We start from the raw sequence: 18751 nt of genomic DNA, 5'->3' as shown, positions 1-18751 counted from the left end.
CTATCCGAGCGCGCCCTGCACGATCGACGGGATCGCGCCCGCCCACGCGGAACTGGCCAGACCGGCGGCACCGGCACCGGCCAGCGCCCCGGACTCGTTCCACGCGTTCACGTAGTCGGCACCCGTCGGGTGCGACGGCACCACCACCGGGGCGGTCAGCCCGCTGTCGTCCCGGACGCCCACAGCCCCGGCCGCGCCCTCGACGATCGACGGGATCGCACCGGCCCAGGCCGAGCTCGCCAGACCCGCGGCGCCTGCGCCGAAGCACGCCCCGGACTGGTTCCACGCGTTCACGTAGTCGGCGCCGGTCGGGTGCGCGGGGACCTGCGCGGGGCAGGACACCTCGGACGCCGACGCGGTACCGCCGGTGACACCCATCGCGAGCAGGCCGGCCCCCACCAGCACCGCCGCGGCCGTCGTCTTGCGGAATTTGCTGAACATCGATGCACTCCTCGTTCTCCGGGCCGGAAGTTCCACGCACTCCCGTCGAAACCGACCGTAAAGACGTCTCGAAAGAATTGACCAGATTCCCCACCCAGAAGTGTGAAAAAACCGTTCCAGGGCAGCAGAAAATACCGCTCCACGCAGGATAAACGCTGGTCAGAGCGGTGTCATGAGAGAAAATTGAAAGAAGCAAGCGGGGTCAGAAAACCCCTCAGCGGTCTCTCCGAACCAATTCGTCGAAAGCAGCAAACGAAGCGGAGGAAATGCCGCGCGAAACGGGGGGCGGAATCGCCCGCTCCGTGCCGAACGGCGAGTGCGGAGGGCAGGTGGTGGTCCGAGCCGTCATGGCGGAGGCCGACTCCTCTCATCGCGCTGGGGCGCAACGCGATCACACACTGTCGATCTTGGTCGGAGATTGACATACCGACAGAACTTGTGCTGACCCGATCACTGTTCATGCGCCGATCGGGTGACGCGCCGGACAGGCAGCGTGGTCAGCGGCGTTGCCCTGCCGTATTCGTCCAGCTCGATAGGCTGGACCCCGTGAGCGAGCCGCAGCCTCCGAAGTACGGATTCCTCAGCGACGACTCGGTCGTCCCGCGTGGCCTGCGGGTGAGCGCCGCGTTCGGCTGGCGGTTCCTGGTCGTGGCGGCCGCCGCGTACCTGATCCTGCGCCTGCTGGCCTACCTGTCGGTCGTGGTGATCCCGGTGGCGATCGCGCTGCTGCTCGCGGCGCTGCTCGCCCCGGCGGTCGCGCGGCTGGTGCGGGTCAAGGTGCCGCGCGGGCTGGCGACCGCGATCGTGCTGATCGGCGGGCTCGCGGTGCTGGGCGGGCTGCTCACCTTCGTCATTACCCAGGTCACCGATGGCCTGCCCGCGCTGACCAGCCAGGTCAACAACAGCCTGAACCAGATCAAGAACTTCCTGATCAACGATCTGCACCTCAAGCAGGAACAGATCCAGCAGTTCATCGACAACTCGATCAGCTTCCTGCAGCACAACCAGGCCGCGTTCACCAACAGCGCGCTCACCACCGCGACCACGGTCGGGGAGATCCTCACCGGTTTCGTGCTGACGCTGTTCGTCACGATCTTCTTCCTCGCCGGTGGCGACCGGATCTGGGACTGGCTGATGCTGGGCATCCCGAGCCGGGTCCGGCAGCGCGTCGACGTGGCCGGCCGCCGCGGCTTCGCCTCGCTCGTCGCGTTCGTCCGCGCCACCGCCGCGGTCGCGGTGGTGGACGCCGTCGGCGTGGGCATCGGGCTGGCGATCCTCGGCGTGCCGCTGGCGATCCCGCTGTCCACGCTGGTGTTCCTCGGCGCGTTCATCCCGATCTTCGGCGCGGTGATCACCGGCGCGGTCGCCGTGCTCGTCGCGCTGGTCACCAAGGGGTTCGTGACCGCGTTGATCGTGCTGGCCATCCTGATCGCGGTCATGCAGCTGGAGAGCCACATCCTGCAGCCGCTGCTGCTCGGCCGGGCGGTGAAGCTGCACCCGCTGGCCGTGGTGCTCGGCATCGCCGCCGGCCTGGTGGTGTACGGCATCCCGGGCGCGCTGCTCGCCGTGCCGCTGATGTCGATCATCAACGCGGGGGTGCGGTCGCTGCTGCACGAGGTCGATCCGAACCCGGCGGAGGTCGACGTGCTGCACGACATCGAGGCCGTGCCCAACGCCGACGCGAACCGCGACGACGAGGAACCCGGCGCCGCGGACAAGCCGTGAGCCGCCGGTTCGGGCCCACCGCACGCGAACCGGCGACCCCGCTGTGGTGGGGCACGATCGGGCTGCGCGTGCTCACGCTGCTGTTCGCCCTCGGTGCGGTGATCGTGCACAGCTCGGGCTACCAGCGGCCCTGGCTGGCCTGGGCCGTGCTCGGGACGATGACACTGTGGACGGTCGCGACCGGCCTGGTCTACGCGCGCGAAGACCTGCGGTGGCGGTGGCGCTGGTTCGTCCTGGCCGACGTGCTGGTCACCTGCGCGCTGATGCTCACCTCGCCGTGGATCCTGACCGCGGAGCAGAACGCCGCGGTGGCCCCGCTCATCACGACGGTGTGGGTGGCCGGCGCCCCGGTCGCCGCGGGCACCCGGTTCGGCGGCGTCGGCGGCGTGGCCGCGGGACTGGTGGTCTCGGCAGCGACCGGCATCGCCCGGCACGGGTTCACCCTGGACGTCGCGCGCGACGGCGTGCTGCTCGTCGCGAGCGGGCTGCTGATCGGGATGAGCGCGACGACCGCGCGGAAGTCGGCCGCCACGCTCGCCGAGGCGTTGCGCACCGAGGCCGCCAACGCCGAGCGGGAACGGCTGGCGCGCGACATCCACGACAGTGTGCTGCAGGTGCTCGCGCGGGTACGCCGGCGTGGCGCCGAGCTGGGCGGCGAAGCGGCCGAGCTCGCCGAGCTGGCGGGGGAGCAGGAGATCGCGCTGCGCGCGCTGGTCACCACCGGCCCGGCGCGGCACCACACCGGCGAGACCGATCTGCGGGCCGCGCTGCAACTGCTCGGGTCCTCGAAGGTGCAGGTCGCAGCGCCCGCCGGGGAGGTGAACCTGCCGGCGGAGAAAACCGCCGAACTGGTCGCCGTCGTCCGCGAAGCGCTGTCCAACGTCGACAAGCACGCCGGGACCGGCGCCAAGGCGTGGGTGCTGCTGGAGGACCTGGGCGGTGAGGTTGTGGTGACCGTGCGGGACGACGGCCCCGGCATCCCCGAGGGACGGCTGGCCGCCGCCGAGGGCGAGGGCCGGATGGGGGTGGTTCGATCGATGCGGGGACGCGTGGCCGGGCTCGGTGGCACGATCTCCCTGGAGACCGCACCAGGGCAGGGGACGGAATGGGAGATCCGGGTGCCGAGGACATGATCAGCGTGATGGTGGTCGACGACCACCCGATCTGGCGGGACGGCGTGGCACGCGACCTCACCGAGAACGGGTTCGACGTGCGGGCGACGGCGCCGGACGCCGCGGCGGCGGTGCGCATCGCGGCCACCGTGCGGCCCGACGTCGTGCTGATGGACATGAACCTGGGCAGCACCTCCGGCGTGCACGCGACGCGCGAGATCACCACGTCGCTGCCGGACACGCGGGTGCTGGTGCTGTCGGCCAGCGGCGAGCACAGCGACGTGCTGGAAGCGGTGAAGGCCGGCGCGTCCGGCTACCTGGTGAAGTCGGCGTCGGTGGCGGAGCTCGTCGACGCGGTGCGCCGGACCGCCGAGGGCGACCCGGTGTTCACGCCCGGGCTGGCCGGGCTGGTGCTGGGCGAGTACCGGCGGATGGCGGAGGCACCGGCGGGCGGGGTGGCGCCGCCGCGGCTCACCGAGCGGGAGACGGACGTGCTGCGGCTGGTCGCCAAGGGGCTGACCTCGCGGCAGATCGCCGAGCGGCTGGTGCTGTCACCGCGCACCGTGGAGAACCACGTGCAATCGACGCTGCGGAAGTTGCAGCTGCACAACCGCGTCGAACTGGCGCGATACGCGATCGAGCACGGGCTCGACAAAGACTAGGGGTTTTCCCGGATTCCCTAAGGGATGCGCCGACCTAACGTGGGGGCATGGGCGAGGAAACCGGGACAACACCGCTGAACCCGCGCGACCTGCGGGTCTCGGACGGGGAGCGCGAGCACGTCGTCGAGGTGCTGCAGAAGGCGATCGGCCGCGGCATGATCGACCTCGACGAGTTCACCGAGCGCACCGACACCGCGTTGAAGGCGCGGACCAGGGGAGAGCTGAACACGGTGCTCGCCGACCTGCCCGGGCTGGTGCACCCGGAGGCGTACGCGGGTGCGCCCGCTTCGGCCGAGGCCCCCCTGCCGGGCCGGCGGCTCGAGCTCAGCGCGAAGTACTCCGCGCTGGTGCGCAACGGGCACTGGCTGGTGCCGGGCGAGGTGGTCGTGCACAACCGGTACGGTTCGACGAAGCTCGACTTCACCGAGGCGCAGGTGACCAGCCCGGTGGTCCGCATCGAGCTGGACTCCAAGTGGGGCTCGGTCGAGGTGGTCATCCCCGAGCACGCGGCGGTGGACCTGAACGCGATCACCGACATCAAGTACGGGTCGCTGCAGGACAAGACCGGCTCCGACGGCCGGCCGGGCAATCCGCGGCTGGTGTTCGCGGGCCGCCTGCACGGCGGTTCCCTGGTGATCCGCCACCCGCGGCGCGGCATCTTCGCGCACTAGGCCTTCTGCCCGCGCCGCCCAGTTCCGCCACGCGCCGTCGGCTTGCCCTCGGTGGTCCCCTCGCCCGCAAGCGCTTGCAGCCGCTCCGCCGCCACCGCCTCCGCCCGGTCCAGCACGCCGTCCACGTCAGACGGTTCGAGGGTCTGGTTCGCCGGAGGGGGCCAGGATCGAGTTCTCCCCGGCCGGCGCCAGGACCTCGAAGGTCGTCCCAGCATTCTTATCCGGGTGAACGTGAAGTTCCATGTAACTTCTGGGGCGAATAGTGCGACACTAGGGTGAGCGTCCGAGAAGGTCCCCCGCGCGGGGCATTTTCCGGATGGGGACGTCCCGCGAGGGGGTTACGCGGGCTCTCACCTGGCGTCCGGTACCGGAAGCCGGGCATCGGGTCGCTGGTACCGATCGCGTAGCCCCCCGAGCGATCGGTACCGGCGGCGCCCGATCAGCGCCGGATCACGCCGCTGACCTTCTAGAATGCCGGGATGGACAAGCCGACCCGGCGGGGTCGCGAGCGCGCGGCGACCGACCAGGACATCCGCCGCACCGCGCGCAAGCTCCTCGTCGAGCGCGGACCGGAAGCCGTGACACTGCGGGCCATCGCCCGTGAACTCGGCATCACGGCACCCGCCCTGTACCGGTACTACGGGTCCCGCGACGACCTGGTCGAGCACCTCCGCCTCGACGTCGTCGCCGACCTGGCCGCCGAGCTCACCGAGGAACTGTCCGGGCTGCCCGACGACGGCGCGGTGCAGCTCTTCGCCATCTGCCGCGGCTTCCGGCGCTGGGCGCTCACGCACACCAAGGAATTCACCCTGGTGTTCGCCTCACCAACCGGGGAGGTCGGCTCCGCGGCCGGCAGCGTGGCGACGCTGAACCGGGCGAACGAGCCGTTCGGCCGGATCTTCCTCACCGCCGCCGGCCACCTGCTCGCCAACTTCCAGCTGGAGATACCCCCCGCCGAGTCGGTGCCCGTCGAACTGCACGACGACCTCACGGCGTTCCAGGACGAACTGCTGGCCGTGCTCGCCGAGTCCGGTGTCGGCTTCCCGCCGGAGAAGCTCGACCTGAGCACCACCTACGTGATGATCCAGTTCTGGGCGCGGCTCTACGGGCACGTGACGCTCGAGGTGTTCGGCAACTACCCGATCCCGATGTCCAAGCCGGACGCCGTGTTCGACGCCCTCCTGGCCGACCTCGCGCGCGAGATCGGCCTGGACGTGCCCTAGACCTAGAGCACCACGTTCACCAGGCGGCCCGGTACGACGATGACCTTGCGCGGGGTGCCGCCATCCAGCAGCGCCACGATCTTCTCGTCGGCCAGCGCCGCGGCCTCGACCGCGTCCTTGCCGGCGCCGGCAGGCACCTGGATCCGCGCGCGGACCTTGCCGTTGACCTGGATCGGGTACTCCACCGTGTCCTCGACCAGGTACTTCTCGTCGGCGACCGGGAACGGGCCGTGCACCAGCGAACCCTCGTGGCCCAGCCGGTTCCACAGCTCCTCCGCGATGTGCGGGCACAGCGGCGCCAGCATCAGCACCAACGGCTCGACCAGTTCACGCGGTGTCGACTCGGCACCGCCGTAGACCTTGGTCAGGTGGTTGTTGTACTCGATCAGCTTCGCGCCCGCGGTGTTGAACCGCAGGCCCGAGTAGTCGTCGCGGACACCGGCGATGGTCCGGTGCAGCATCCGGCGGTCGGCGTCGGTGGGTTCGTCCGCGGACACGCGCAGCTCACCGGTCTGCTCCGAGACCACCAGCCGCCACACGCGCTGCAGGAACCGGTGGGCACCGACGACGTCCTTCGTCGCCCACGGCCGGGAGTCGGCCAGCGGGCCCATGGACATCTCGTAGAACCGGAAGGTGTCGGCCCCGTAGTCCGCCGCCATCTGGTCGGGCGTGACCACGTTCTTCAGGCTCTTGCCCATCTTCCCGTACTCTTGCCGGACTTCCTCGCCCTGGTGGAAGAACTTGCCGTCGCGCTCCTCCACCTCCTCGGCCGGGACGTAGAAGCCGCGCTCGTCGGTGTAGGCGTAGGCCTGGATGTAACCCTGGTTGAACAGCCGCCGGTACGGCTCCTCGGCGCTGACGTAACCCAGGTCGAACAGCACCTTCTGCCAGAAGCGCGCGTACAGCAGGTGCAGCACGGCGTGCTCGACCCCGCCGACGTACAGGTCCACACCACCCGGGTCGTGCACGCCGTGCTCGGCCGGGCGCGGACCCATCCAGTACTGCTCGTTGCCCGCGTCGACGAACCGCTCCGCGTTGTCCGGGTCGATGTAGCGCAGCTGGTACCAGCAGGAACCAGCCCAGTTGGGCATCGTGTTGGTGTCGCGGCGGTAGGTCTTCGGGCCGTCGCCCAGGTCCAGCGTCACCTCGACCCAGTCGCTCGCCCGGGACAGCGGCGGCGACGGCTCCGTGTCGGCGTCCTCCGGGTCGAAGGTGCGCGGCGAGTAGTCGTCCACCTCGGGCAGCTCGACCGGCAGCATGCTCTCCGGGATCGCGTGCGCCTGGCCGTTCTCGTCGTACACGATCGGGAACGGCTCACCCCAGTACCGCTGCCGGGAGAACAGCCAGTCGCGCAGCTTGTACTGCACCGTGCCGGTGCCGTGGCCGTTCTCCTCCAGCCAGGCGATGATCGTCTTCTTCGCGTCGTCGACGGTCAGCCCGTCCAGGCTGAGCCCGTTCTCCTGACGCGAGTTGATCGCCACGCCGTCACCGGTGTACGCCTTGCCGTCGAAACCCTCGGTGGGCTGGACGGTGCGGACGATCTCCAGGCCGAACTTCTCCGCGAAGTCCCAGTCGCGCTGGTCCTGCGCCGGCACCGCCATGATCGCGCCGGTGCCGTAGCCCATCAGCACGTAGTCGGCGATGAAGACCGGGATCTGCTTGCCGTTGACCGGGTTCACCGCGTACGAGCCGACGAAGACGCCCGTCTTGTCCTTGCTCTCCTGGCGGTCCAGTTCGGACTTCCGCGACGCGGCGCGGCGGTAGGCGGCGACGGCCTCGGCCGGGGTGGCGGCGCCACCGGTCCACCGCTCGTCCACACCGGACGGCCACTGCGCCGCGGTCAGCTCGTCGACCAGCGGGTGCTCGGGCGCCAGCACCATGTAGGTGGCGCCGAACAGGGTGTCCGGACGGGTGGTGAAGACCTCGATGGTGTGCTCGCCGGCGGCGAACGAGACGCGCGCACCGTGCGACCGGCCGATCCAGTTGCGCTGCATCGCCTTGACCTTCTCCGGCCAGTCCAGCCGGTCCAGGTCGTCCACCAGCCGGTCGGCGTAGGCGGTGATGCGCATCATCCACTGACGCAGGTTGCGGCGGAACACCGGGAAGTTGCCGCGCTCGCTGCGGCCGTCCGGGGTGACCTCCTCGTTCGACAGCACGGTGCCCAGGCCGGGGCACCAGTTCACCGGCGCCTCGGAGATGTAGGCCAGCCGGTACTCGTCGAGCACCGCCAGCCGCTCCGCGCGGCTCAGCTCGTCCCACGCGCGCCCGTCCGGCGTGGCGCGCTCACCCCGCGCGAACTCGGCTTCCAGTTCCTCGATCGGGCGCGCCTTGCCCAGTTTCTCGTCGTAGAAGGAGTGGTAGATGCGCAGGAAGATCCACTGCGTCCACTTGTAGTAGTCCGGGTCGATCGTGGCGATCCGGCGGCGCTCGTCGTGGCCGAGGCCCAGCCTGCGGATCTGCCGCAGGTAGGTCTCCATGTTCTGCTCGGTGGTCTTGCGCGGGTGCTGGCCCGTCTGCACCGCGTACTGCTCGGCGGGCAGACCGAACGCGTCGAAGCCCATGGTGTGCAGGACGTTGCGCCCGATCATGCGGTGGTAGCGGGCGTAGACGTCGGTTGCGATGAAGCCCAGCGGATGCCCCACGTGCAAGCCGGCCCCCGACGGGTAGGGGAACATGTCCTGCACGAAGAGCTTGTCCGAGGGAACGCTGTCGCCGGACGCGAGCGAGCCGGCCGGGTTCGGCGCGTGGAAGGTGCCGTGATCGGCCCAGTAGTTCTGCCAGCGCAGCTCGACCCGACCGGCCAGGTCGGCGTTGTACCGGTGGCCGGGCGTTTCCTCGATTGCTTCACTCACCCGCCCATGGTAAGCGGGCCCGGCCTGCGGGTTCTCAGCGCACCGCGAATGCGATGACCTGCGTGATCTGGTTCGCCGAGAAGTTGTCGTCGCTCACCAGGACCAGCGTCCGCTCCCCGCTGGGCAGCCGCGGGCCCCAGGTCATGCCCTCGACGTTGTCGACCTTGGACAGCGGGTGGTCGTCCAGGTCGAGCAACAGCTTCTTGCGGACCGGCCGGACCTGCGCGCCCACCAGGGAGGGCGTGCGCAGGACGTCGGTCGCGCCGCGGGTGTCGATCTCGTAGATCCGCACCTTGTCACCCGCGCCGGGCACGAACGCCCGCTCCATGACGAGGTAGCGGCTGGGGTCGAGGGGGTCGGCGGCGAGGATCGAGGAGACACCGGTGCTGCCGCCCGCGCCGGGCGCGAAGACCGGCTCCTGCGGATAGGCGTACTGCGCGAGGATGGCACCGCCGCGGGCCTGCACGGTGATCCGGGACAGCGCGCCGTGCTCGGCCGTCGCGACCGGGCCGTCCGGCAGCAGCGGTCCCTCCAGCGAGCTGACCACGAGCGTGCCACCCGCGGCGAAGGTGAGTCCCTCGAGCACCAGGTTCCGCCGCGGCCCCGACTCCGGCCGCATCCGCTCGTCGTCCGGGATCGGCAGGTCCCGCACGTACCCGCCGTCCCGGCGGGCCACCCGGATCGACGGGTCGGCCAGCACGGTCGCGCTGCGCTCGCCCTCCTGGCTCCAGAAGTAGGCGCCCGTGACCGGGTCGACCCGCATCTCCTCGGGATCGACCGAGCCCTCCGGGTAGGTGCTCCCGCCGGGCTGCCGGAAGAGCCCGGCGCCGGTGAACGAGACCGGGCCGACACCGGCGGAGCTCACCGGGACCTTCGCGGTGAAGAACCGCGCGGGCCCCTCAGCGGTGTCGTCGGCGATGAACACGTACTCCCCGGTCCGGGGGTCGTAGTCGATGCTCGACAGCTCGCCGACGGGGTAGTTCCCGACGGTGAGCGCGTGCGGGACGATCCGTTCCCCCAGGAAGCGCACCGGTGTGGCGGACGCGTGCGCGGCGGGAGCGACGGACAGGAGCAGACATCCGGCCAGCGCGCCGGTCGTGAGCCGCTTCAGCATGGCGTGCAGCACATCGGACCCGGGTGTCCGGCCGCTAGCGTGAAGATCACGCCTATCCTCGACCTCGTGCTGGTAGTCGCGCTCATTCCTCTGGTGCTCGGTGTCGTCGTCGGCTGGGGCGGTCTGCTCGGCTGGCGGGAGAAGCTGCCGCGCGACCGCGGCGCCGGGGTGCGCACCGTCGCCACGCTGCGCTCCGACGAGGCGTTCCGGCTCGCGAACCGGGTCGCCGGGCTGCCCACCATGGTGGCCGGGGTGGTCGGGATCGCCGCCGGTCTCGCCGGCCTGTTCATGCCGGGGACCGTGGGTGTCCTGGTCGCCACCGTGATCGGGCTGGCCGGCATGTTCGCCCTGGTCGCCGGTGGTGGCGTGCTCGGCCACCGCGCCGCCGCGGCCGTGCCGCCGCCCGCGCCCGCCGTGCCGGCCGGCTGTGCGGGTTGTGCGTGCGGCGGATGCGCGGTGCAGCGCGCCTGAGTCCGCTCAGTTCCGCTGCAGATCACCGGGATGGGTGGCCAACAAGGCCGTCGGAACACCCTGACGGCGGAGCACCTGCCCCCACAGATCACGCTCCGGCGCGGCCAGCACATCGCTGGGCAGCGCCGGCACGATGAGCCAGTCACCGCGTTCGATCTCGCCGGCCAGCTGCCCGGAGTCCCAGCCCGCGTAACCGGCGAACACCCGCAGGCCACGCACCTTCGGCGCCAGCGCATCCGGATCGGCGTCCAGGTCGACCAGCGCCACCGGACCACGCACGCCGATCAGGCCCGGCACCCCGGACGCCGTCTCCCCGGCACGCAACGCGGCCAGGCACAACGCCGTCTTCTTCTCCACCGGTCCGCCGACGAACACCGACTGCGGCTCCACCACGTGCCGTCCCCAGCTGGGCAGCACGTCGTCGACCGGCACGTCGCTCGGCCGGTTCAGGACGACCCCGAGCGTCCCCTCCTCCCGGTGGTCGATGACGAACACCACCGTGCGGCGGAAGTTGGGATCGAACATCGTAGGAGCGGCGACCAGGAGCGATCCCGGTTCAACCTCGGCGTCCGCTGGCACCTCACCATGATCTCACTCCGGTGGAACGAGGCCACATCGCCGGGAACAAGGCCCGGCCGTCTCCCGTTGAACCGGGTGGCCGGCGCACTCCGTGTCCCCCGGGCCCACTAGAGAAGAGCCTTTGTGGAATACCGTCCGGCTGGAGCCACACTGCGCCACGCCGCCGAGAGGCGACCAAGTGCGCCGGCCCCCAATTCCCCCTCGCCACCTGCTCCCGGCACCGTAAGCTGGTGAGCCGTGACAGCGAGTGCGCAGCCGTCGGTCGAGAAGGTCCCGCCCCGTGCGTTCTTCGCGATGGCGGGCTTCCGGACCCTGCTGTTCACCCGTTTCGGCGCGCAGTTCTCCGACGGCATGTTCCGCGCCGGGCTGGCCGGTGCGGTGCTGTTCAACCCCGAGCGCGGCGCCGATCCGCTGACCATCGCCGGCGGGTTCGCCGTCCTGCTGCTGCCGTACTCGCTGATCGGGCCGTTCGCGGGCGCACTGCTGGACCGCTGGGACCGCCGCCGCGTGCTGATCGTGGCCAACCTGCTGCGCGGCACCGCCATCGTGGCGACCGCCGTCGCCGTCGGATTCGGCTGGTCCGGGATCGAACTGTTCGTGCTCGCGCTGGTCGTCGAGGGCATCTCGCGGTTCGTCGGCTCCGGGCTGTCCGCGTCCCTGCCGCACGTCGTGCCGCCAGGCACGCTGGTCACCGCCAACGCACTCGCGACCACGCTCGGCTCGCTGGTCGCGGTCCTCGGCGGTGGCGCCGCCATCGGGTTGCGGACGCTGATCGGCACCGGGAACAGCGGTTCCGGCTGGACGACGGCCGCCGCGATGCTGCCCACGCTGATCGCGGCCGCCATCGCCCGCCGGTTCGCGCGCGGCCGCCTCGGCCCGGACCGGGTCGACGAGCCACGAGACGCCCTCCTCGCGGTGGCGCGCGGCCTGATCGACGGCGCCCGGGCCGCGCTGGCGGTGCCGAGCGTCGTCGCCGGGTTCGTAGCGCTGCTCGCGCACCGCGCCTCCTACGGCATCTCGCTGCTGCTCACCGTGCTGCTGCTGCGCTACAGCTTCACCGACCTCGGCCTGCTCAAGGCCGGGCTCCCCGGGCTGGGCCAGCTCGCCGCGATGGCCGGCGCCGGCATCCTGCTCGCCGGCCTCCTCACACCGCGGCTGGTCCGCCGCCTGGGCCGCCGCCGGGCGATCCCGGGCGCGCTGCTGCTCGCCGCGGCCACCCAGGCCGGGCTCGGCCTGCCGATGACCCTGCCGACCGTGCTGGTCGCCTCGTTCGTCATCAGCTCGGCCGGACAGGTCGTCAAGCTGTGCGTGGACTCCACCATCCAGCACGACGTGCCCGACGAGGCCCGCGGCCGGGTGTTTTCGCTGTACGACACGCTCCTCAACATCACGCAGGTGATCGCCGTCTCCCTCGCCGCCACGGTCGTGCCGCTGACCGGCCGGTCGGTGCCGCTGCTGCTCGCCGCCACCGTGGTGTACCTGCTCGGCACGGCCGGCTACCTGGTCGTCGCGCACCGCTCGCGCGCCGAGTGAGACCGGTTCACGGTGATTGCTCCGTCCGGACGAACACCGGCAACTACAGTGGCCAGGGTGAGCACCCCGGGGGACGACCGCGCGCAGAAGGAAGCCCGCAACGCAGCGATGCGCGAGACCGTCGACCAGTTGCTGGACAAGTTCAACCAGCAGACCGCGCAGCTGCGTGAGGCGCAACGAGCCGCGTCCGAGCTGACCGCGGAACTGTCCTCACCGGACGGTCTGGTCAAGGTCACCATCGACGCCCAGGGGACGCTCGCCGACCTCACCCTCGCGCCGACCACGTTCGACCGCACCCGGCCGGAAGCGCTGGCCCGCACGATCCGCGACCTCGTCCGGCGCGGGATGCTGCAGGTCAAGCAGCAGCAGGCGGAGCTGTTCCGGCCGCTCACCGCGGACCTGCCCGACCTGTCCGAGTTCATCGAGGGAGCCCCGTCGCTGGCCGGTCTCATGCCGGAGATCCCGGACTTCCTCGACCCCGAGCCGGAGCCCGCGCAGGACCCGGAATCCCGGTCGATCCTGCGTCCGGCCAGCCCACCGCCGCCGCCCGCACCGAATCCGGTAGCGCGTCGCCCGCGTCCAACGACCGACGACGACGAGATGCCGGAGACGTGGATGACGCGGGGTGACCGATGACCGGACCCGGCACCGGCCATGACATGGACCCGGACACGGTCCGCAGCGGCGCGGGGAAGTTCCCGCACGCCGGTGACCTGCTCAAGCAGGCGGGCGAGGCGCTGGAGGCCGCGCTCGCCGCGCAGGGAGCCTGCTGGGGCGACGACGAGTCCGGCCAGGCGTTCGCCAAGGACTACGAGCCGGCGGCGAAGAACTGCGTGGCGGCCTTCGCCGGCCTCGACCAGGCGCTGAAGGACGTCGCGAAGGCCGTCAAGGCAGCCGCGGACGCCACCGAAGGCGCGCACAAGGAAGCCGAGAAGGTCATCAAGCGCCAGGGCCGGATCTGACCCATGGGGATGGAGTTCCCCAGCGAGGTCAAGTGGCTGCTGCCCATCGTCGTCGGCGAGCACTGGCCGGAGGGCGACGAGGACAAGCTGCGCGAGGTCCGCGACGCGTGGCTGGCGGCCCGGGACGCGCTCGGGCCCGTGGTGGACAAGGCCAACGGGGCCGCGGCGGAGGCGCTGAGCACCTGGACCGGCCAGCCGGCGATCGGGTTCCAGAAGATGTGGGACAAGTTCGTCACCGGCGACGAGGCCTATTTCGGCAACCTGGCCGGGGCGTGCCAGGCACTGGCGCAATCGGCCGACTCGACCGCCCTCGACGTCGAGTACACGAAGTACATGATCATCGCCTCGCTGGTGATCCTGGCGATCCAGATCGCGGCGCTGATCGCGGCCGCGGTGGTCACGGTCGGCCTCTCCTCGGCGGGCATCGTGCCCGCGCAGATGGCCACCCGCGTGGCCGTGCAGATGGTCTTCAAGCAGCTCGTGCAGAAGCTGCTGCAGGAGGGCTTCCGCAAGGTCGCGATGCAGCTGCTGGAGCGGGTCGCCAAGGACGTCCTGATCAACGTCGGGATGAACCTGGCGCTGGACGTGGGCATCCAGGGTGTGCAGGTCGCGAAGGGCGACCGCAAGCTGTCGGACTGGGACGTCGACAAGACCACCGGTGCGCTGGCCAGTGGTGTGGCGGGCGGTGTCGCCGGGGCGGCCGGGCACGCCGTGCCGAAGGGTGCGACCAAGAGCCTGGGGGACAGCGTCGCGGGACAGATCGCCGACCGCGCGGTGCGCGACGGTGTGCGCGGAGCGGTGGAAGGCATCGCGACGACCGTCGGCCAGGCCGCCCTCACCGGGGACCTCGACCAGCTGAGGGCCAAGGACGTGGCGATGGGCGCGTCCGCGGGAGCCGTGGACCGCGCCACCGGCGGCGCGAAGGACCAGATCAAGGGCGTCGGCGCCGACTTCCGGGCCCCCCACGTCAAGGTCGACGGGCCGCCGGTCGACACCGGTTCTCCGTCCACGCACTCCGGCGGGTCGCCGGAGGGGTCGTCGTCGAGTTCAGGTACCGGCTCGTCCGCCGGTGATGGGCACTCGCCGGCGGATGCGGGCGGGTCAGCCGCCCGGGAGCCCGCGATGTCCGGCGGCGGCCACGCGACGGGATCGGTGTCGCAGGCGCTCAGGAACGACCACGTGAGCGGCCAGGCGGCGGCCGACGCGCCGCGATCCACCGCGGACGCGACCCCGGCGCACCAAGCCGCCGCCGCGCCCGCGGGCACATCGAGCCACGCCGCCGGCGGTTCCACGACCGGCAGCCCGGCGGTTGGACCTCTGGCTGGCACACCGGCCGGCTCGGCCGGGGCCGGCGCCGGTTCGCCGGGTGGCTCGGCCGCGGGTTCCGCCGGGCCCGCCGCGGGTTCTTCAGCGGGGTCTTCCGCCGGTTCAGGCGGGCCGGCCGGTGGATCTGCCCTCGGCTCCGGCGGGCTGTCCGCCGGGTCCGGTGGCTCTTCGGCCGGCTCCAGCGGATCGTCGGGAGGACCACCGACGCGTACTCCGCTCGCCGAGGCCGGCGGTGCGCCCGTGAACCGGCCGGACCGGATGCCCGTTCCCGCGGGCGGTCCCCCCGCGGCGCCGGGCAGCGGGTCCGGCCCGACGACGCGTCCGGACGGTGCGAGCGCGGGTCACACCCCAGGCAGCTTCGGCCCGTCCGGTGGTGCGCCGTCGCCGTCCCAGCACGGTGACCGGGGGCAGCAGTCGCCGCAGCAACAGCCGCCGGCGGCGCCGGTGCAGGGGTACCCCGGCCCGGGTCCCCAGGGCTACGGGCAGGGCGGTCAGCCGCCGCGTGGTCCGCAGCCCGGGCCGGTCGGGCGCGGGCCGGTCAGTCCACCGCAAGGCCCCCCGCCCCAGGGTGGCCCACCGCAATCGGGCGGACCCGCGCACGGCGGCCAGCCGCACGGGCGCCCGGCCCACGGGGCGGGGGGACAGGGCACCCCGCACAGCGGCCACCTCCAGGGCCCGCCGCCACCGCCCGGCCCCGTCTACGGCACCCCCAGCCGCGGCGGCCCGATGGACCACAACCGCGCCGTGGCGGACCAGCAGGCGGCGGAGATGAAGGCCGCGGCCCGGCGCGACTTCGCACGCATGTTCGGGCTCGACGAGCCGGAACCGGAGCCGACGTCCGGCGAACGGTCCGATGTGGACACCGCGAAGCCGCGGAAGCTCGGCGAGCCGCGGAACGGCTGGGGCGATATCCGGCGCTCGTCCGAGGTGGTGGGGGAGCCGGCCATCCACGCGGGGAGCACCGACCCGGTGGACCCGAGCGTTCGGACCACCGGACCGGCGGCGCCCACCCGCAACGCGCACCAGGAAGTGCGGTTCCTGCGCGAGCACCTGCCGGAAATCGCCGACGTCAACGTGCGCGGCTACTACGCCGACGGGATGCCGGCGCACTACCGGACGAACTCGGCCGAGTCGGTGGTCGCGTTCGAACGGCGCATGGCGGGCCTTCCCGCCGAAGCCGGCCCGGCCAAGCTGGACGATCCGCGTGGCCGGGACTACCTGGCGCGGCAGCTCGGCGGCGAGTTCCACCAGCTGCCGGACTACGACAGCGCGGTGCGCGAGGTGGCCGGTCAGCCGGTCGGGTCGCGGGCCGTGCTGTCGGTGGACACACCGGACGGTCAGCGCGCCTTCGGCGTGGTCCACACCGAGCACGGCGTGGCGCTGGTCGACCCGATGACGAACCGGCTCGCCGACCTGCCGCCGAACCCGTCCGGCGTGCACCTGATGCCCACCCACACCGGCGACGGCACCACGCTGTCCAGCCGGAGTGAAACGACACCGGCCGCTGGACCCGCCCGCAACCGGATCCAGGAGCTGCTCGGCGGCGCCCCGGAACGCATCGAACCCGCCCGGACGGCCGCCGACGGCAACGCGATCCGCAGCCGGCTGGAGGGTGAGCGGCCGACGCCGGCCGGGTGGAACCCGTTCCAGCGCGCGCAGCCCCCGGCCGCGTTGCACGAGTACCAGCAGCCCCAACCCCACCAGGGCGAGCCGCACCTGCAACCACCGGTGCACAACCCCTACCAGCAGCAGCACGCGCCGACCCAGCAGCAGTCCCCCGGCCCCGCGCCGGGTCAAGGGGTGAAGCTGGGGAAGCAACCGGCGCCCTGGTCGAACCTGGCCGGCCCGTCTTCGCTGCACAGCCTGCCGGCCATCCACGCCGGAACCGCCGGGGTACACGAACGCGCCTACGTCGCCGACCGCTACCCGGAGCTGCCGAACGTCAACCCGAACCGCGACCTGATCAACGCTACGGACATGGGCTTCTGGCACAACTGCACGCGTTGCGTCGTCGCCTACGCCCAGCGTCTGATAGGAATCGACGCGCAGGCCGATCCGGTCCTGCCGAAGGACATCCCCGGCACCTACGCCGTCCGCATGAAGTGGTTGGAGGACCAGCTCGGCGCCGAGTGGGTGCACGACGTCGGCAGCTACGACAACGCGATCGCACGCGTGTCGGCGATGCCGCCGGGGTCCCACAGCGTGATCTACGTGTCGTTCAAGGGATCCGACGGGTCCGAGCCCGCACACGTCGCCCTCGCCGTCAACGCACCCGAGGGCGTGGTGTTCATCGACCCGCAGAACGGCGGGCTGATGCACCTCCCGGACAAACCGACGCGCATCAGCCTGCTGCCGTTCTGGTCGCTCGCGGAGAGCAAGGGGCAAGCGGCGAACCCGCAGGTGGCGCTCCAGCACCGGACGCTGAACCTCAGGTTGCCGCAGGCGGCTCCGCCGAACGTCCAGACCCCGCGCCCGCCGGTGCAGCAGTTCCCGGAGGCTCCGCACACGACCACCCCGGTGCAGCAGTTCCCCGAAGCCCCGCACACGACCACCCCGGTGCAGCAGTTCCCCGAAGCCCCGCACACGACGACGCCGCTGCAGCACGGTTCGGCCATCCCGACTGTCCCTGACGTCCCGGGGCCAAGCGCGCCGGTGCACCACGCCCAGCAACCGCCGCACCCGCAGGCACCCGGCCGGGCCGGGGACGTTCCGGACGGCGCCGCACCGCGCCCGGAGCCACCGTCCGAACCGGACCGGCCCCGCACCGAGCCGGAACCGCCGCGTGGCGACGGCACCCTCGTCGTGGACGGCCGGACGATGCGGGTGGAGGACGCCTTCCAGCAGCTGCTCGACGAGCACCCCGAGCTCCGGGACGCCGTCGACAACAACCCGGCCTTCCGGCACCTGCTGCTGACGAACCTGGGTGTCCTCGCCAACCTGATCACCTACCCGGATGCGATCCCGGTGGTGCAGGAAGCGTGGGACGAGCAGCTGCCGATGCCGCGGTTCCCGGACCACGTCGCCGGCCTCACCCCGGCGATCGGCGACCAGCCCGCGCAACCGCACGAGCCGCAGCCGGCCGGCTCCGCGCCGGGCAGCACCGGCGGTGCCACGGGGCTGGGCACCGGTGCCCGCGAGGCGGTCCAGCCCGGGTTCGACCACTCCCGCGCGGCCGACCCGGCCTACTCCGACGCCTACCTGCTCGACCGGCTCGACCAGGCAGCCGCGGCCCGGCGGGACCTGGACTCCGCGCTGGGTCCCGTTGCGCAGGCGGTCGGTGGCACGGCCGTCCCCGCGACGTCGCCCAGCTGGGCGGACCTGCGGCAGAACCTCGCCGGATTCGACGGCGACGCCTCCCGGCTGACCGGTCTCGCCGAGGCCGGCCTCCAGGTCGGCAGCCCCGAGGACGCCCACCACGCCGCCACACAGCTGGCCGCGGCCCCGGGCGTGGAGGTCCTGTCCACCGACGACCGCCTCGCCAGCGGGGGTGGGCTGGACCTGCAGGTCCGCACCTCCGACGGCACGGTCGGCGCGGTCAGCGTGGTGCCCGTGATGCCGCCGGTGCCCGGAATGCCCGCTCCGGGTGGCCAGGGGCACCACGGCCGAACCCGCAAGCCCCCGGTGGAGGATCCCGCCGAGGTGCCGACGCCGCAGTACTTCAAGTGCTTCAACAAGACCTACCGGGTCGACCGGGACGGTGACGGCAACCTCACCGGCTACCTGCTCAACGTGCGCACCGGCGAGTTCGAGGAGAACGGCGCGCACCTGGAGAAGGTCCTCCAGGACGAGCTGCCGTCGCACTTCCGCGCCCTCACCGAGGCGGAGTTCATCGCGGAGACTGAGCGCGAACGCGCCTTCTACCTGCGCGGTGCGGGCCCGGTGTTCGCGCTCTACGCCACCGTCGACGGCATCCGCACGCAGGCCGCGGAAGCGGGCCGGGCGCTGACCACGCAGGAGGAGTCGTTCATCGCTTCCGTGCAGCGGCGCACGTTCGGCATGTGGGCGGCGCAGCCCGAGGGTTTCCCGTGCACCTCCATCCTCGCGTGAGCTGGTTACAGTGAGCGGCAGTACGGACAGGCC

General features: G+C 71.9%; 14 protein-coding genes. 10 read left to right on the top strand and 4 right to left on the bottom strand.

Annotated elements, in window-relative coordinates:
- Complete coding sequence (locus FHX46_RS01145; RefSeq protein WP_167109823.1) at positions 1-441, bottom strand: hypothetical protein; 441 nt, start codon at positions 439-441, stop codon at positions 1-3.
- Between the two features lie 546 nt (positions 442-987).
- On the opposite strand from FHX46_RS01145, the gene FHX46_RS01140 reads away from it, so the two are divergent.
- From FHX46_RS01140 to FHX46_RS01120, 5 genes are all read left to right on the top strand, one after another.
- The gene (locus tag FHX46_RS01140; RefSeq protein ID WP_167109821.1) at positions 988-2166 is read left to right on the top strand and encodes an AI-2E family transporter; all 1179 of its coding nucleotides are present in this window, start codon (positions 988-990) and stop codon (positions 2164-2166) included.
- A complete protein-coding gene (gene macS, locus FHX46_RS01135) occupies positions 2163-3299 on the top strand; it encodes a MacS family sensor histidine kinase (protein WP_167109819.1) in 1137 nt (378 codons plus the stop codon). Before FHX46_RS01140 ends, macS begins: the two co-directional genes overlap by 4 nt.
- Positions 3296-3940, top strand: a complete 645-nt coding sequence (locus tag FHX46_RS01130; protein ID WP_167120972.1) for a response regulator — start codon at positions 3296-3298, stop codon at positions 3938-3940. Before macS ends, FHX46_RS01130 begins: the two co-directional genes overlap by 4 nt.
- Before the next feature lie 47 nt (positions 3941-3987).
- Positions 3988-4611 carry a DUF1707 SHOCT-like domain-containing protein gene (locus FHX46_RS01125; protein WP_167109817.1) on the top strand — a complete coding sequence of 208 codons (624 nt, stop codon included), beginning with the start codon at positions 3988-3990 and terminating at the stop codon, positions 4609-4611.
- Positions 4612-5090: 479 nt separating this feature from the next.
- Entirely contained in the window at positions 5091-5834 is a 744-nt protein-coding gene (locus tag FHX46_RS01120; RefSeq protein WP_167109815.1) for a TetR/AcrR family transcriptional regulator, read from the top strand.
- Between the two features lie 2 nt (positions 5835-5836).
- Here FHX46_RS01120 and leuS read toward each other — a convergent pair whose 3' ends face one another.
- Together leuS and FHX46_RS01110 are read right to left on the bottom strand one after the other, a co-directional pair.
- Entirely contained in the window at positions 5837-8686 is a 2850-nt protein-coding gene (leuS, locus tag FHX46_RS01115) for a leucine--tRNA ligase (RefSeq protein WP_167109813.1), read from the bottom strand.
- 34 nt (positions 8687-8720) lie between these two features.
- A complete protein-coding gene (locus tag FHX46_RS01110; RefSeq protein WP_208399956.1) occupies positions 8721-9800 on the bottom strand; it encodes an esterase-like activity of phytase family protein in 1080 nt (359 codons plus the stop codon).
- Between the two features lie 66 nt (positions 9801-9866).
- Between FHX46_RS01110 and FHX46_RS01105 the strand changes: the two genes are divergently transcribed.
- The gene (locus tag FHX46_RS01105) at positions 9867-10271 is read left to right on the top strand and encodes an SdpI family protein (RefSeq protein ID WP_167109809.1); all 405 of its coding nucleotides are present in this window, start codon (positions 9867-9869) and stop codon (positions 10269-10271) included.
- Between the two features lie 6 nt (positions 10272-10277).
- Here FHX46_RS01105 and FHX46_RS01100 read toward each other — a convergent pair whose 3' ends face one another.
- Positions 10278-10850 carry a YqgE/AlgH family protein gene (locus tag FHX46_RS01100; RefSeq protein WP_167109807.1) on the bottom strand — a complete coding sequence of 191 codons (573 nt, stop codon included), beginning with the start codon at positions 10848-10850 and terminating at the stop codon, positions 10278-10280.
- Between the two features lie 294 nt (positions 10851-11144).
- Here FHX46_RS01100 and FHX46_RS01095 point away from each other — a divergent pair, with 294 nt between their 5' ends.
- From FHX46_RS01095 to FHX46_RS01080, 4 genes are read left to right on the top strand one after another with little or no spacing between them, the layout of a single operon-like run.
- Positions 11145-12383, top strand: coding sequence for an MFS transporter (locus tag FHX46_RS01095; RefSeq protein ID WP_167120970.1), 1239 nt, complete (start codon positions 11145-11147; stop codon positions 12381-12383).
- Between the two features lie 57 nt (positions 12384-12440).
- On the top strand, positions 12441-13019 hold the full coding sequence (locus tag FHX46_RS01090) for a YbaB/EbfC family nucleoid-associated protein (protein WP_167109805.1): 579 nt from the start codon (positions 12441-12443) through the stop codon (positions 13017-13019).
- Entirely contained in the window at positions 13016-13345 is a 330-nt protein-coding gene (locus FHX46_RS01085; RefSeq protein WP_167109803.1) for a hypothetical protein, read from the top strand. The genes FHX46_RS01090 and FHX46_RS01085 overlap by 4 nt, the downstream gene beginning before the upstream one ends.
- 3 nt (positions 13346-13348) lie before the next feature.
- Positions 13349-18718 carry a WXG100-like domain-containing protein gene (locus FHX46_RS01080; RefSeq protein ID WP_167109801.1) on the top strand — a complete coding sequence of 1790 codons (5370 nt, stop codon included), beginning with the start codon at positions 13349-13351 and terminating at the stop codon, positions 18716-18718.
- Positions 18719-18751 lie beyond the last annotated feature (33 nt).

This window comes from Amycolatopsis viridis, assembly GCF_011758765.1.
Classification (GTDB): Bacteria; Actinomycetota; Actinomycetes; order Mycobacteriales; family Pseudonocardiaceae; genus Amycolatopsis_E; species Amycolatopsis_E viridis.
Note: the sequence above shows the minus strand (reverse complement) of the source record. Positions and strands in the feature narration are given on the sequence as shown.

Bases quoted from the DNA above. Each gene is read 5' to 3' on its own strand.
- FHX46_RS01120 (WP_167109815.1), top strand. From the start codon at position 5,091: ATGGACAAGCCGACCCGGCGGGGTCGCGAGCGCGCGGCGACCGACCAG.
- FHX46_RS01110 (WP_208399956.1), bottom strand. From the start codon at position 9,800: ATGCTGAAGCGGCTCACGACCGGCGCGCTGGCCGGATGTCTGCTCCTG.
- FHX46_RS01085 (WP_167109803.1), top strand. From the start codon at position 13,016: ATGACCGGACCCGGCACCGGCCATGACATGGACCCGGACACGGTCCGC.
- FHX46_RS01130 (WP_167120972.1), top strand. From the start codon at position 3,296: ATGATCAGCGTGATGGTGGTCGACGACCACCCGATCTGGCGGGACGGC.
- FHX46_RS01095 (WP_167120970.1), top strand. From the start codon at position 11,145: ATGGCGGGCTTCCGGACCCTGCTGTTCACCCGTTTCGGCGCGCAGTTC.
- FHX46_RS01080 (WP_167109801.1), top strand. From the start codon at position 13,349: ATGGGGATGGAGTTCCCCAGCGAGGTCAAGTGGCTGCTGCCCATCGTC.
- FHX46_RS01125 (WP_167109817.1), top strand. From the start codon at position 3,988: ATGGGCGAGGAAACCGGGACAACACCGCTGAACCCGCGCGACCTGCGG.
- FHX46_RS01145 (WP_167109823.1), bottom strand. From the start codon at position 441: ATGTTCAGCAAATTCCGCAAGACGACGGCCGCGGCGGTGCTGGTGGGG.